At 70.8% G+C, this 12,878-nt stretch carries 13 protein-coding genes; 3 read left to right on the plus strand and 10 right to left on the minus strand.

Features of this window, described 5'->3' with window-relative positions; translation table 11 throughout:
• Position 1: 1 nt before the first annotated feature.
• Genes sufU through I3V78_RS35655 form a run of 6 tightly spaced genes read right to left on the minus strand, consistent with a single transcriptional unit; the run spans position 2 to position 5,723 of the window.
• Complete coding sequence (gene sufU / locus I3V78_RS35630) at positions 2 to 454, minus strand: Fe-S cluster assembly sulfur transfer protein SufU (RefSeq protein ID WP_204494928.1); 453 nt, start codon at positions 452 to 454, stop codon at positions 2 to 4.
• The gene (locus I3V78_RS35635) at positions 451 to 1,680 is read right to left on the minus strand and encodes a cysteine desulfurase (RefSeq protein WP_275583519.1); all 1,230 of its coding nucleotides are present in this window, start codon (positions 1,678 to 1,680) and stop codon (positions 451 to 453) included. Before I3V78_RS35635 ends, sufU begins: the two co-directional genes overlap by 4 nt.
• Positions 1,677 to 3,002 (minus strand): Fe-S cluster assembly protein SufD, encoded by a 1,326-nt coding sequence (sufD, locus tag I3V78_RS35640; protein WP_204494931.1) that lies wholly within the window; start codon positions 3,000 to 3,002, stop codon positions 1,677 to 1,679. Before sufD ends, I3V78_RS35635 begins: the two co-directional genes overlap by 4 nt.
• On the minus strand, positions 2,999 to 3,799 hold the full coding sequence (gene sufC, locus I3V78_RS35645; RefSeq protein WP_204494933.1) for a Fe-S cluster assembly ATPase SufC: 801 nt from the start codon (positions 3,797 to 3,799) through the stop codon (positions 2,999 to 3,001). Before sufC ends, sufD begins: the two co-directional genes overlap by 4 nt.
• Positions 3,796 to 5,232 (minus strand): Fe-S cluster assembly protein SufB, encoded by a 1,437-nt coding sequence (sufB, locus tag I3V78_RS35650; protein WP_204494936.1) that lies wholly within the window; start codon positions 5,230 to 5,232, stop codon positions 3,796 to 3,798. Before sufB ends, sufC begins: the two co-directional genes overlap by 4 nt.
• The gene (locus I3V78_RS35655) at positions 5,229 to 5,723 is read right to left on the minus strand and encodes an SUF system Fe-S cluster assembly regulator (RefSeq protein ID WP_204494938.1); all 495 of its coding nucleotides are present in this window, start codon (positions 5,721 to 5,723) and stop codon (positions 5,229 to 5,231) included. The genes sufB and I3V78_RS35655 overlap by 4 nt, the downstream gene beginning before the upstream one ends.
• Positions 5,724 to 5,911: 188 nt before the next feature.
• Between I3V78_RS35655 and I3V78_RS35660 the strand changes: the two genes are divergently transcribed.
• A complete protein-coding gene (locus I3V78_RS35660; protein WP_204494940.1) occupies positions 5,912 to 6,199 on the plus strand; it encodes a hypothetical protein in 288 nt (95 codons plus the stop codon).
• An 8-nt stretch (positions 6,200 to 6,207) separates the two neighbouring features.
• On the opposite strand, the gene I3V78_RS35665 is transcribed toward I3V78_RS35660, so the two are convergent.
• Positions 6,208 to 7,086, minus strand: a complete 879-nt coding sequence (locus I3V78_RS35665; RefSeq protein WP_204494942.1) for a LysR family transcriptional regulator — start codon at positions 7,084 to 7,086, stop codon at positions 6,208 to 6,210.
• 65 nt (positions 7,087 to 7,151) lie between these two features.
• Here I3V78_RS35665 and I3V78_RS35670 point away from each other — a divergent pair, with 65 nt between their 5' ends.
• On the plus strand, positions 7,152 to 7,952 hold the full coding sequence (locus I3V78_RS35670) for an SDR family NAD(P)-dependent oxidoreductase (RefSeq protein ID WP_204494945.1): 801 nt from the start codon (positions 7,152 to 7,154) through the stop codon (positions 7,950 to 7,952).
• Between the two features lie 4 nt (positions 7,953 to 7,956).
• Here I3V78_RS35670 and I3V78_RS35675 read toward each other — a convergent pair whose 3' ends face one another.
• Positions 7,957 to 8,109, minus strand: coding sequence for a hypothetical protein (locus I3V78_RS35675; RefSeq protein ID WP_204494947.1), 153 nt, complete (start codon positions 8,107 to 8,109; stop codon positions 7,957 to 7,959).
• A 160-nt stretch (positions 8,110 to 8,269) separates the two neighbouring features.
• On the opposite strand from I3V78_RS35675, the gene I3V78_RS35680 reads away from it, so the two are divergent.
• Positions 8,270 to 10,606, plus strand: a complete 2,337-nt coding sequence (locus tag I3V78_RS35680; protein ID WP_204494949.1) for a Kelch repeat-containing protein — start codon at positions 8,270 to 8,272, stop codon at positions 10,604 to 10,606.
• A gap of 6 nt (positions 10,607 to 10,612) precedes the next feature.
• Here I3V78_RS35680 and I3V78_RS35685 read toward each other — a convergent pair whose 3' ends face one another.
• Positions 10,613 to 11,011 carry a VOC family protein gene (locus tag I3V78_RS35685; RefSeq protein WP_204494951.1) on the minus strand — a complete coding sequence of 133 codons (399 nt, stop codon included), beginning with the start codon at positions 11,009 to 11,011 and terminating at the stop codon, positions 10,613 to 10,615.
• A 67-nt stretch (positions 11,012 to 11,078) separates the two neighbouring features.
• Positions 11,079 to 12,815, minus strand: a complete 1,737-nt coding sequence (locus tag I3V78_RS35690) for a DUF4832 domain-containing protein (RefSeq protein WP_204494953.1) — start codon at positions 12,813 to 12,815, stop codon at positions 11,079 to 11,081.
• Positions 12,816 to 12,878: the final 63 nt, after the last annotated feature.

The raw sequence follows: 12,878 nt of genomic DNA on the forward strand, positions 1-12,878 counted from the left end.
GCTATTCCGTCGACACCGAGGCGGCCTTGCCCTCGAGCGCCGCGCGCAGCGCATGCCACGCCAGGCTCGCGCACTTGACCCGCGCGGGAAACGCGCTCACCCCGGAGAGCACCGCCAGCTTGCCCAGCGCCTCCACATCCATGCCCTCGGGCCCCTCGGTCACCAGCCGGTGCACCTGCTCGAAGAGCCGCTCGGCGTCCTCGCGCGACAGCTCCTTCACCGCGCCCGTCATCAGCGACGCCGAGGCCCGGGAGATGGCGCACCCCTGCCCCACGAAGCCCACGTCCTGGATGACGTCGCCGTCCATGCGCAGCGTCACCGTGAGCTGGTCGCCGCACAGCGGGTTGTAGCCATCCGCCCGCCGGTTGGCCCCTTCCACCTCGCGGAAGTTGCGCGGCCGCTTGCCGTGCTCCAGCACCACTTCTTGATACAGGTCCTGCAGCTCGGAGCTCATGCGAACACCTCCCGCACCTTGTGCAGCCCGCGCACCAGGGCGTCGATGTCCTCGCGGGTGTTGTACAGCGCGAGGCTCGCGCGCACCGTGGCCGCCACGCCGAAGCACGCGAGCAGCGGCTGGGCACAGTGGTGCCCCGCGCGGATGGCCACGCCCTCGCGGTCCAGGATGGTGCCCACGTCGTGCGCGTGCACGTCCTCCATGAGGAAGGACAGCACCCCCGAGCGCTCGCGCGCCTTGCCCATGATCCGCAAGCCGGGAACGCTCTCCAGCGCCTGGGTGCCATACTCCAGCAGCTCCTGGTCATGCGCGGCGATGGCCTCGCGGCCCACGCCATCCAGGTAGTCCAGCGCCGCGGCGAGGCCGATGGCCCCGGAGATGTCCGGCGTGCCCGCCTCCAGGCGGTACGGCAGGCGGTTGTAGACGGTCTTGTCCAGGGTGACGGAGAGGATCATGTCCCCGCCGCCCTGCCAGGGCGGGAGCGTCTCCAGCACCTCGGCCTTGCCGTAGAGCACGCCGATGCCGGTGGGGCCGAACATCTTGTGGCCCGAGAGCGTGTAGAAGTCGCAGTCCAGCTCGCGCACGTCCACGCGGAAGTGCTGCATGGCCTGGGCGCCGTCCACCAGCACGGGCACCCCGCGCGCGTGGGCCTGGCGCACCAGCTCCCGGATGGGATTGACCGTGCCCAGGGCGTTGGACACGTGCGTCACCGCGAACAGCCGCGTGCGCTCGGTGAGCAGCGTGTCGAGCAGCTCCAGCCGCAGCTCGCCCCGCTCGTCCACGGGCAGCACCTTGAGCGTGGCGCCCACGGCCTGGCAGAGCATCTGCCAGGGCACGATGTCCGAGTGGTGCTCCATGCCGGTGATGAGGACCTCATCGCCCGGGCCCACGTTCTTGCGCCCGTACGTCTGGGCCACCAGGTTGATGGCCTCGGTGCAGCCGCGCACGAAGATGATCTCCTTCGTCTCGCGGGCGTTGATGAAGCGGCGCACCCGCTCGCGCGCGCCCTCGTACGCCAGGGTGGCGCGCTCGGAGAGGGCGTGCACGCCCCGGTGCACGTTGGCGTTGTCGTGCGTGTAGTAGCGCACCAGCGCGTCGATGACGGCCTGGGGCTTCTGCGTGGTGGCGGCGCTGTCCAGATACACCAGCGGCCGGCCCCGCACCTCCTGGTGGAGGATGGGGAAGTCGGCGCGGATGCGCGCCATGTCCAGGGTTGCCGCGCTCATGACCGTCCCTCCTGGGTTCCCGGAAGCTTGCGCGCGAGCCACGCCTCCGCCTGGGCGCGCAGCGGCGCGAGCGGCAGCGCCGCCACCACCTCCTGCGCGAAGGCGAGCGTGAGCAGCCGCTCCGCCTCGTCCCGGGGAATGCCGCGCGAGCGCAGATAGAAGAGGGCCTGCGCGTCCAGGCGGCCCACGGTGGCGCCGTGCGCGCACTTCACGTCGTCCGCGAGGATCTCCAACTGGGGCCGCGCCTCGGCGCTCGCCTTCTCCGACAGGAGCAGGTTGCGGCACGCCTGGCGCGCGTCCGTGCGCTGCGCGTCCAGACGCACCATCACCTTGCCGTGGAAGGTGCCCCGCGACTGCCCGTCCAGCACGCCCTTGTACAGCTCGCGGCTCGTGCAGCGCGGGTGGGCATGGTCCAGGTTCGTCCAGTGGTCCAGGTGCTGCGCGCCCTGGCCCACGTACAGGCCGTTGAGCGTGGCCTCACCGCCCTCGGCGCCAAAGAAGGTGTGCACCTCGTTGCGCGCGAGCGTCCCCCCGAAGGACAGCACGTGCGAGGCGAAGTGGCTCTCGCGCCCCAGCGCCGCGTGCAGGGCGCCGATGTGCAGGGCCTCGTCCGCCTCGGCCTGCTGCTTGAGGTGGGTGAAGCGGGCCCCGTCGCCAATCGTCGCCTCCGTCACCGTGTTGGTGAAGGACAGGCCGGGCTGGGCGCCCACGTAGCTCTCCACCAGCGTCAGCTCACCGCGCTCGGCGACCCGCACCACGACGCGGGGGCTCGCCAGCGCCAGCGTGCCCACGCCACGCGACAGGAAGAGCAGCTGCACGGGCTCGGCGCACACCGTGCCCGGCGCCACGTCCACCCAGGCGCCCTCCTCCAGCAGCGCCGCGTTGAGCGCGGTAAAGGCGCTCGCGTCCGCGCGGGCCCGCTGGCCCACGAGGTCCTCGGGCACCAGGCCCTCCTGCAGCGCCTCGCGCAGGCCCCGCACCGTCAGGCCCTCGGGCAGGCCGTCCAGCCGCGACAGCTCGCGCACGAACCACCCGTCCACGAACACCAGCCGGGGACCCGGTCCGGGCAGGCTCAGCCGCGCCACCGCCTCGGTCATGCTCGCCTCGTGCACGGTGTGCACCGGGGCGAACGTCTGCTCCCGCACCGGGGCCACGTTCGTGTACTTCCAGTCCTCGTGGGCCGAGGTGGGAAACCCCTGCCGCGCGAGCTGGGCGATGCCGTCCTGCCGCAGGGCCCGCAGCCACGCCGGGGCCCCCACGGCCCGCTCCGCCTGGAACCGCTCGGCCAGGTCGAGGTAGTGCCGCAGCCCTCCGTCCGTCACGGCCGCGCCTCCTTGCCGCCCTTGCCGTCGCCCTTGCCGTCGCCCTTGCCTTCATTGAGCCAGGCGTAGCCCTTCTTCTCCAGCTCCAGCGCCAGCTCGCGCCCGCCCGTGCGGACGATCTGCCCGCCGGCCAGCACCGACACCCGGTCCGGCACCACGTACTCCAGCAGCCGCTGGTAGTGGGTGATGACGAGCATGCTGCGCTCGGGCGAGCGCAGGGCGTTGATGCCCCCGGACACGATGCGCAGCGCGTCGATGTCCAGGCCCGAGTCCGTCTCGTCCAGCACGGCCAGGCGCGGCTCGAGCACCGCCATCTGGAAGATCTCGTTGCGCTTCTTCTCGCCGCCGGAGAAGCCCTCGTTCACCGAGCGCTGCATGAAGGCGGGATCCAGCTCCACGAGCTTGCTCTTCTCGCGCGCGAGCTTGAGGAAGTCCATGGCGTCCAGCTCCTCCTTGCCCTCCACGCGCCGCCGGGCGTTGAGCGCCGTGCGCAGGAAGTGCAGGTTGCCCACGCCCGGAATCTCCACCGGGTACTGGAAGGCCATGAACACGCCCGCGTGGGCGCGCGCCTCGGGCTGCATGGCGAGCAGGTCCTGCCCGTCGAAGAGCACCTCGCCGCCCGTCACCTCGTAGGTGTCGCGGCCGGAGAGCACCTGCGACAGGGTGCTCTTGCCCGAGCCGTTGGGGCCCATGATGGCGTGCACCTCGCCGGGCTGCAGCTCCAGGTTGATTCCCTTGAGGACCTCACGGCCCGCCACGCGCACCCGCAGGTCCTTGATGCTGAGCAACGGCTTCATCCCACGCTTCCTTCCAGGCTCACACTGAGCAGCTTCTGCGCTTCCACGGCGAACTCCATGGGCAGTTCCTTGAAGACCTGCCGGCAGAAGCCATTGACGATCATCGACACGGCGTCTTCCTTCGAGATGCCCCGCTGCTGGCAGTAGAAGAGCTGGTCCTCGCCGATCTTCGACGTGGACGCCTCGTGCTCCACCTGCGCCGAGGCGTTCTTCACCTCGATGTATGGCAGCGTGTGGGCCCCGCACTGACTGCCGAGCAGCAGCGAGTCACATTGGGTGTAGTTGCGCGCGCCCTCGGCGCTCTTGAGCACCTTCACCAGGCCCCGGTACGTGTTCTGCCCCCGGCCCGCGGAGATGCCCTTGGACACGATGGTGCTCTTCGTGTTGCGGCCCAGGTGGATCATCTTCGTGCCCGTGTCCGCCTGCTGCCGGTGGTTGGCGAGCGCCACGGAGTAGAACTCGCCCACCGAGTCATCCCCCTTGAGGATGACGCTCGGGTACTTCCAGGTGATGGCCGAGCCCGTCTCCACCTGCGTCCAGGAGATCTTGGAGCGGTGGTGCGCGATGCCGCGCTTGGTGACGAAGTTGTAGATGCCACCGCGGCCCTGCTCGTCCCCGGGGTACCAGTTCTGCACCGTGGAGTACTTGATGGTGGCCCCGTCCAGCGCCACGAGCTCCACCACGGCCGCGTGCAGCTGGTTGGTGTCGCGCTGGGGCGCGGTGCAGCCCTCCAGGTAGCTCACCGTGGAGCCCTCGTCGGCGACGATGAGGGTGCGCTCGAACTGGCCAGTGTTCTCCGCGTTGATGCGGAAGTAGGTGGACAGCTCCATGGGACAGCGCACGCCCTTGGGGATGTAGACGAACGAGCCGTCGCTGAACACCGCCGAGTTGAGCGCCGCGAAGTAGTTGTCCGAGTGCGGCACCACCGTGCCCAGGTACTTCTTCACCAGCTCCGGGTGCTCGCGCACCGCCTCGGAGAAGGAGCAGAAGATGACGCCCGCTTTGGCGAGCTTGTCCTTGTACGTGGTGGCCACGGACACCGAGTCGAACACGGCGTCCACCGCCACGTTCTGCAGCCGCTTCTGCTCCTCGAGCGGGATGCCGAGCTTGGCGTACGTCTTGAGCAGCTCGGGGTCCACCTGGTCCAGGCTGTCCAGGCGCGGCTTCTGCTTGGGCGCCGAGTAGTAGATGATGTCCTGGTAGTCGATGGGCGGGTAGTCCACCTTCGGCCAGCGCGGCTCCTTGAGGGTGAGCCAGTGGCGGTAGGCGCGCAGCCGCCACTCCAGCATGAACTCCGGCTCGCTCTTCTTGGCGGAGATGATGCGGACGATGTCCTCGTTGAGGCCCCGGGGGATCGTCTCCGACTCGATGTCGGTGACGAAGCCCGCCTCGTAGGGGCGCTTCGTGAGTTCCTGCAGGGTCTGGGTGCTCATGAAGGGTTGCCTCGCACGGTGGAGGGAAGCGGCACGGGCGCCGGGGCCGGGGTGGACAGGGTGACGAGCCGACCGACGGGGCCACACAGGTCCGCGAGGCTCAAGCGGCCGAGCGCGTCCTGGAGGGTGCGGTTGATGATGCGCCAGTGGCCGCGCACCCGGCACACCGTCTCCAGCTCACAGGTGCCCCCGGCCTCGGGCGTGCCGTGGGCGCCGCACTCGGTGAAGGACACGGGCCCTTCCAGGGCGGTGATGATCTCCGTGAGGGGAATGGCCTCGGGCGGGCGGGCGAGCCCATAGCCGCCGCTCGCGCCCCGATGGGACACGAGCAGGCCGGCCCCGTGCAGGCCCTTGAGCACCTTGCTCACCGAGGGCAGCGGCACCTGGGTACACGCCGACAGTTCCTTGGCCGTGCGCGTCCCGGAGCCGGCACGCGCCAGCTCGGCCAGCAACACGATGCCGTAGTCCGTCATCTTGCTCATCCGGAGCATTCGGAAGTCTCTCCACCCGGCCGGCCCCCCGGGGACGTCCAGGGCGCGCGGCATCAGGGCCTCTTTAAACAGGACCAAACTGGTCCGCATTAAAAATCGTCCCTGAGCGCCTGGTCTCCTGCCTGCTCCCCGACTGGCCAACGTCCAGGGGTGTCTCGCTTTGGAATGACTGTACGGACCTGGGGACGATGCCCACCGTGAGCCTCCACGAGGTGGGCATGCCCAGGGACGTCACCGACAGCGATGGAATCAAGTGGAACTGCATCCAGGCCTTCGCGGGGCTGGGCAAGGACCCGGAGAAGACCGAGGCGGCGCGCGTGGAGGACTCGGGCAACCGGTTCCACGTCGTCTGCACGCCCAGTGGCAACGCGAGGTCCGTGCGCATCGAGCTGCCGGAGGACTGGGAGAAGTCCCTCTCCGACGAGGCCCTGCTGAGCGCCATCCAGAAGCAGCGGGCCCAGGAGGACGCCAAGTAGCGCCCCCCTCACGCCATCGCGGCGCGGATGGCGGCCTCGAGCGCATCGACCACCACCCGCACGCGCTTCACCTGGCGCAGCTCGCGGTGGAACGCGAGGTACACCGACACCTCCGGCAGCTCGACGTCCGTCTCCAGCCGCACCAGCGGCGAGGCCAGCGCCGCGCTCAGCACCAGGATGCCCTGCCCCTGCTCGGCCGCCTCCAGCAGCGCGAAGTAGGAGTTGCTGCGGAACACGAACCGCTTCGCCCCGTGCGCCGCCAGCCACTGCGCCTGCGGCAGCTTGTCGAGGTCGACGTCGAAGCCCAGGAAGTCGTGCCGGGCCATGTCCTCGCGCCGCAGCCGCCCATCGCGCAGGCGCCGCTCGATGTACGACGGCGCCGCGTAGAGCCCCAACCGCACCGCCCCGAGGTGCTTCTGGATGAGCACCGGAGACGTGGAGCGGCTGTTGCGGATGCCGATGTCCGCCTCGCGCCGCGCGAGGTCCACCAGGCGCGTCTCGGCGCTCAGCTCGAAGTGCAGCGCCGGGTGCAGCCGCCGCAGCGTCGCGAGCACCTGCGTCACCGGCCGCAGGAAGCCATCGGACAAGGACAGGCGCACCGTGCCCGCCATCGCCTCGTCGCCCTCGTCCCGCCGCACGGCCAGGAGCCCCAACTCCAGTTGCTCGGCGAGGCGGATGAGTTCCAGCGCCTCCGGCTCCACGGACGTGCCCGCGCTCGAGCGATGCACCAGCGGCCGGCCCAGGGCCTTCTCCAGGGCCTCGATGCGCCGGGCCGCCGTCGAGGTGGACACCCCGAGCGCGCGCCCCGCGGCGAGCAGGCTTCCGTGGCGGTGCAGCGCGAGCAGCACGCGCAGGTCATCCCAGAGGGGGGCGTTGGGGCTTTCCATGAATGGAAACTTGATTACCAGACATGCCCGTTTCCGGAAAATACCCGGCGCGTATGTTTGGGCGCATGGACGACTTCGACTTCAAGGGAAAGACGGTGGTGGTGACGGGCGGCTCCATGGGCATCGGAGAGGCCTTCGCCCGCGAGCTGGATGCCCGAGGGGCCCGGCTGGTGCTCGTGGCGCGCGGTCAGCACAAGCTCGAGGCCCTCGCCGGCCAGCTGCGCGACGCGCACGTCATCGCGGAGGATCTCACCCTGCCCGGCGCCGCGCGGCGCGTGTTCGACGAGGTGGCGCGGCGGGGGCTCGAGGTGGACGTGCTCATCAACAACGCGGGCTTCGGCATGCACGGCCCCTTCCTGGACACGCCCCTGGAGACCCAGCGCGGGCAGATCGACCTCAACGTCGGGGCGCTCATGGAGCTGACCTACCTGTTCCTCCCGATGCTCGAGCGGCGGCGGGGCGGCGTCCTCCAGGTGGCGTCCGCGGCCGCCTACCAGCCCACGCCCTACATGGCGGTGTACGGCGCGACCAAGGCCTTCGTGCTCTCCTTCAGCGAGGCGCTGTGGGCCGAGTACAAGGACCGGGGCGTGCGGGTAGTGGCGCTGTCTCCGGGCGCGACGGACACGCCCTTCTTCGAGCGCGCGGGGGAAGGCGCGGGGGCTGGCGTGCCGCGGGCGCGCCCGGAGGACGTGGTGCGGCTCGGGCTCGACGCCTTCCAGAAGAACCGGCCCTCGACCATCCACGGCGTCCTGAACACGGTGGCCGCCTTCTGCGTGCGGTTCTTCTCGCGGGCCTTCGCGGTGAAGCTGCTCGCGCGGGTGAGCGCGCCCAAGCGCCCGGCGCTCCCCGCCTCCGCCGCGCGGTGAGGGTTCAGAAGACGCCGCCCATGCCCACGAGGGCGCCCTTCTGGGAATAACCCAGGTGCGTGCCCACGAGCCCCAAGGCGAGCGCCACACCCACCAGACACGACAGCAGGAAACGAATCGCGGTCCTGACGTCCCAGGACGGCAAGGGCGTGGCCATGCCCCTCCCCGAGAGGAGGGCGCGCCGGGGTGAGCACCTCCGTGCACAACAAAAGCACCGCGCCTGTGAAAGCGCTCACACAGGCGCGCAGGCGTCCGCCCCTACGGTCTCGCGCGAATCCACCACCCGGCCGGGGAGTGGGGGCAGAGAGGGGCTGTTCATGCGAACGAGCGTGGTGGGGGCCAGGTGGCCGTGGATCACGGTGGGTCTGATGTGGGGAGGAGTCGTGGGCTGCTCGGGGCCGCACGACACGCCGGTCCTCAATGCACCGCCCGTCATCGACTCGCTCGCGGCGACGGCGGAGCGGGTGCTGCCCGGGGGCCCGGTGTACCTGAGCGCCCGCGCGCATGATCCCGATGGACCGAACACGAGCGTGTCCTCCTGGGTCGCCTCCGCGGGCACGCTCCGCACACCGCTCGAGCTGGAGACGGAGTGGACGGCGCCGCTCGAACCAGGACCGGTGACCCTGACCTTCCAGGTGAAGGACGTCCGAGGAGCCTCCACGTCCCGCGCGCTCACCGTCCACGTGGAAGCCGAGACGAGGCCCGCGCCTCCGCCCACCGGCGCGTGGGCCGCCATCCACACCCTGCTCCGGGGGCGCGAGGGGATGAGCGTGGCGGCCTTGCGCTGGGATCGGCTGCTGGTGGTGGGCGGCGTGCTCTCCGAGTCCTCCTGGCCCGCCGAGGTCCATGATGCCCGCACGGGCCTGACCCTGCCCACGGGGGACATGGTCCACCGGGAACGCACGCACGCCACCGCCACCCCACTGCACTCGGGCAAGGTCCTCGTGGCGGGCGGTGGCACACCCACCGCGGAGCTGTATGACCCGGACAGCGGAACCTGGAGCGCCACGGGCAGCATGGCCACGAGTCGGGAGCGGCATTCCGCGACCCTGCTGCGCTCGGGTCGCGTCCTGGTGATGGACGCCACCGGCGCGGCGCCCGAGCTCTACGAGCCCCTCACGGGCACCTGGCGCCCGGTTTCCGCGCCACCGGGTCCTCCCGCCGAGCACACCGCGCACCTGCTGCCCTCCGGCAAGGTCGTGAAGGTGAACCTGGAGGCCGACCGGCCCCTGGAGCTCTTCGATCCAGAAACGGAAACCTGGAGCGTCAGCGCTCCCCCCAAGTACCCGCGCGAGGGCCTGGGACGCGCCGTCATCGTCCTGCCCTCCGGTGAGGTGGTGATCGCCCAGGCCCGCTCGGGACTGGTGCGCTACGACCCGGTGTCGAACACCTGGTCCGACATGCCAGGGCCCGCCGAGTCCGGGGGTGTCGCCTCGGGAGTACGGCTGCCCTTCGACGCGCTCCTGGTGGCGGGACACACGGGATGGACCGCGCGCTACGATCCACGGGCGCTCATGTGGCAGACCCTGGAGGCCCCGTCTTCCGGGCCCTCGCGGCTCGTGTCGCTGACCTCGGGCCAGGTGGTGCGCCTCCAGGACGACGGCGCCGCCCACACGCTGAGCCTGTTCGATCCCGTGACCTGGAAGTGGAACCAGTCAGGGCCCCAGCGCTCGTCCCGGGAAGGGCACGCCGTGAGCCTCCTGGGGGCGGTCCACGTGCTGGTGACGGGCCAGGGGCCGACGCGGGAACCCTCCGCGGAGATCTACGACGCCACCACCCAGGTCTGGTCCAAGGCCCAGGACATGCGCCAGCCCCGACGGGACCACACGGCGACCACCCTGTCGTACTTCCAGACGCTGGTGGCGGGGGGCGAGTCTCCGACCGGAAGCGTCGAGGACTCGGCCGAGCTGTACCACACCGAGACCCGCGCCTGGCGCCCCACCGGCCCCCTGCGCCTGGGACGGGCCCAGCACACGGCGACCCCGCTCTCGCCGAGCCGGGTGCTGGTGGTGGGTGGACGGACGCAGTCGAGGGCTCCCACCGCGCACGCGGAGGTGTACGACGCGGAACTCGAGACCTGGAGCGCCACGGCGCCGATGGCCCAGGCCCGCATCGGTCACACGGCGACGCGCCTGCCCTCGGGCCGGGTGCTGGTGGTGGGCGGACGCGATGAGACCGCGCGCGCCACCCCCACCGCGGAGCTGTACGACCCCGCCCTGGGCACCTGGACTCCCGCCGCGAGTCTTTCCCTCCCCCGGCAGGGTCACACGGCCGTGCTGCTGCCCTGGGGCCGGGTGCTCGTGATGGGCGGCACGGCCACGCACCGCGCCGTGGAGGAGTACGACCCGACGAGCGACACCTGGACCGTCCAGGGCGAGCTCCTCGCACCGCGCCAGGGGCACACGGCGACGCGCCTCTCCACGAACAAGGTGTTGGTGGTGGGCGGAGCCCCCGGATACCCGACGCAGGTGGAGCTGTATGACCCGCGCACGCGGACCTCGACGCCCCAGCCGCGAATGGGTGAGGAGCGCATGGCCCATCAGGCGGTGATGACGTCCACGGGCGACGTGCTCGTGGTGGGAGGCTCGAGCCCCGGCGCGGTGGGCATGCTCTACACCGCCGAGAAGCCCGGGGCGGGCCCGCGCGCGCCGTGAGGTGACTCAGCCCTGGGGCGTGGGAGCGGCGGGCGGCTCCCACAGCTCGATGGCGTTGCCCTCCGGGTCGTGGATGCGCGCGAAGCGGCCGGTCTCGGGCGTGTCCCAGTCCGCGCGCGTCTCCACCGCGATGCCCGAGCCCCGCAGCCGCACGAGCATCGCGTCGAGCCCCTCGACCCGCAGGTTCAGCATCCACGCCTTGTCCGCCGCCCAGTAGTCCGTCTCGGCGCGAAAGGGCGCGAAGACCACCGGGCCGGCGGCGGTGCGCCAGTACCAGTCGTCCGGCTGCGCCATGCCAGAGGGGTTACACCCCGGACCCACGCCGAGGTGCGTGCGGTACCACTCCGACAACGCCTTGGGGTCCCGCGCACGAAAGAAGATGCCACCCACTCCGGTCACCGCCATGTCGCCTCCCTGGATTCGCGGGGTGGCTTTTACGTCAGGGCGAGGACCGGAGGAAGACGGCCGGACGTCACGGAACGCTCAGGGTGCGCTGCAGGGAGTTGAACCCGGTGGTGGCCTCCCAGGTGCCCGTGTTCGCGAGCTGGATGGCGTACTCCGCGCGGGTGTTCAGCGACGCCGTCGGGTCCGGCAGGTTCAGCAGGACGGCGTAGGAGCCCGAGGGCAGCGAGGAAGGCAGCGTGACGCCCTGGCTGACGGTGGTGGTGGTGCCCGGCGCCCAGCGGCGGGGATCCGAGGACAGGGGCAGCCGGTGGACGGCGCCCGTGGACGCGTGGCGCAGGACGAGCTCCACCCCGCGCGGGTTGTAGGGCGCGGCGAAGCCCTCGTTCTTGAGGGCCAGTGACACGGACAGGACGGAGCCCCGGCTGGCCGTGGTGGGCAGGGTCGCGGACACGAGCGAGAAGCGGTAGCCCAGCCGCCGATCGATCTCCGGCCGGCAACCCGCGTTGCTCCAGCTGTTGAGCACCGTGCTCTCGTAGTCGTTGTTCAGGTACGAGTAGTGGAACTGGGCCATCTCGGTGAGCGCGCTGGCGCAGTCCGAGCGCGGAGGGTTGGGGGCGCACGTCTCGCCGCCCATGGAGAGATACTGGGTCTCCGCCGCCAGGTAGGGGTACTCCACCGAGGTGTTCTCGTACGTGCCGAAGTCGGTGGCGCTGGCGAGGAAGCAGTCGTTGTGGTGCCCGATGCGCGCCGCCGCGGTGCCGCTGAAGGCCTGCGCGGAGGTGAGCGCCGAGGTGCCATACATCGTCCGCTTGAACTTGGGCGTGCGCAGCTGGACCATGCGCGAGGCGGGCAGCGACGCGAGCAGCTTGTCCACCACCGCCTTGCGGTTGCTCCAGTCCTGCGTGGACACCACGCCCGCGTTGCCGAAGTTCTGGGTGTAGTACCACTCGCCCCACGCGCCGATGAGGCCCGCCTGCACGACGGCGATGACGTCCGCGTTCTTGCTCAGCAAGGGCGCCAGCTGGTCCAGGTGCGCGGAGACCCGGCTCAGGGGCACGTCATCCCCCGAGGTGTTGAGCGTGTACGCGAAGCGGATGATCATCTTGAGACCCGCGGCGCGCACGGTGTCCGACTGGCGCTGGAAGCGATCCAGCTGGGCCTGGCTGATGGGCCCGTTCTTGAACTCCGCCAGGTAGAAGATGCACATCACCTGGGTGATCTTCTGCGTCTCGCGGTAGCCCTTGAGCGTGGTGACGTTGAAGTCGGCTTTGTCGCAGTCCTGGGGGTAGCGGTAGAAGCCGCGCTCGGGGTTGGCGAGGGTGGCGGTGCTCGCCGTGTACCAAGTCGTCGTGCCCGTGCCCGGCGTCGTCCCGCCGCTGTAGACGTGGGTGGATTTGGCGGACGTCTCCTGCGGCGGCTCGGTCTGGAAGACGAGGTCCGCGTCGTTCGGCGTCGCCGTCTCGCCCAGGTCCGCGCGGGCCACCTTCCAATAGGCCGTGCCGTTGGTGCTCGTGTGCGTCACGGCGCCCACCTGCTGCCAGCTCCAGCCGCCCCCCAGGTGCTTGTAGAGAAAGCCGTTCTCCAGCAGGTAGTCCGCGCCCGTGCCCTGCAGCGCGAGGCCCGTCGCCGGGTTGCGATCCGTGTCGATATACGCGCGCACGAACTCGGGCGCGCCCGTGAACTGGAACTGGTAGGTGACGTGGGTGGCGTCGTTGCTCAGCACCACCCCCGAAATGGCCGCCTCGGCGGCGGCGGAGGACAGCAACAGGCACGCGCTCGTGAGCGCGCCGAAGACATGACGCATGGTTCTCTCCCGGCAGGTCGCCCCGAGGTGGGGCCACCCGTCGCCTAGCACGATTTACCCGTT

This window comes from Archangium primigenium, assembly GCF_016904885.1.
GTDB lineage: Bacteria > Myxococcota > Myxococcia > Myxococcales > Myxococcaceae > Cystobacter > Cystobacter primigenius.

Excerpts from the sequence above, each read along its gene's own strand:
- sufU (WP_204494928.1), bottom strand. The coding sequence starts at position 454 with ATGAGCTCCGAGCTGCAGGACCTGTATCAAGAAGTGGTGCTGGAGCAC.
- sufC (WP_204494933.1), bottom strand. The coding sequence starts at position 3,799 with ATGAAGCCGTTGCTCAGCATCAAGGACCTGCGGGTGCGCGTGGCGGGC.
- I3V78_RS35660 (WP_204494940.1), top strand. The coding sequence starts at position 5,912 with ATGCCCACCGTGAGCCTCCACGAGGTGGGCATGCCCAGGGACGTCACC.
- I3V78_RS35690 (WP_204494953.1), bottom strand. The coding sequence starts at position 12,815 with ATGCGTCATGTCTTCGGCGCGCTCACGAGCGCGTGCCTGTTGCTGTCC.
- I3V78_RS35680 (WP_204494949.1), top strand. The coding sequence starts at position 8,270 with ATGCGAACGAGCGTGGTGGGGGCCAGGTGGCCGTGGATCACGGTGGGT.
- I3V78_RS35670 (WP_204494945.1), top strand. The coding sequence starts at position 7,152 with ATGGACGACTTCGACTTCAAGGGAAAGACGGTGGTGGTGACGGGCGGC.
- I3V78_RS35665 (WP_204494942.1), bottom strand. The coding sequence starts at position 7,086 with ATGGAAAGCCCCAACGCCCCCCTCTGGGATGACCTGCGCGTGCTGCTC.
- I3V78_RS35635 (WP_275583519.1), bottom strand. The coding sequence starts at position 1,680 with ATGAGCGCGGCAACCCTGGACATGGCGCGCATCCGCGCCGACTTCCCC.
- sufB (WP_204494936.1), bottom strand. The coding sequence starts at position 5,232 with ATGAGCACCCAGACCCTGCAGGAACTCACGAAGCGCCCCTACGAGGCG.
- I3V78_RS35675 (WP_204494947.1), bottom strand. The coding sequence starts at position 8,109 with ATGGCCACGCCCTTGCCGTCCTGGGACGTCAGGACCGCGATTCGTTTC.
- I3V78_RS35655 (WP_204494938.1), bottom strand. The coding sequence starts at position 5,723 with ATGCTCCGGATGAGCAAGATGACGGACTACGGCATCGTGTTGCTGGCC.
- I3V78_RS35685 (WP_204494951.1), bottom strand. The coding sequence starts at position 11,011 with ATGGCGGTGACCGGAGTGGGTGGCATCTTCTTTCGTGCGCGGGACCCC.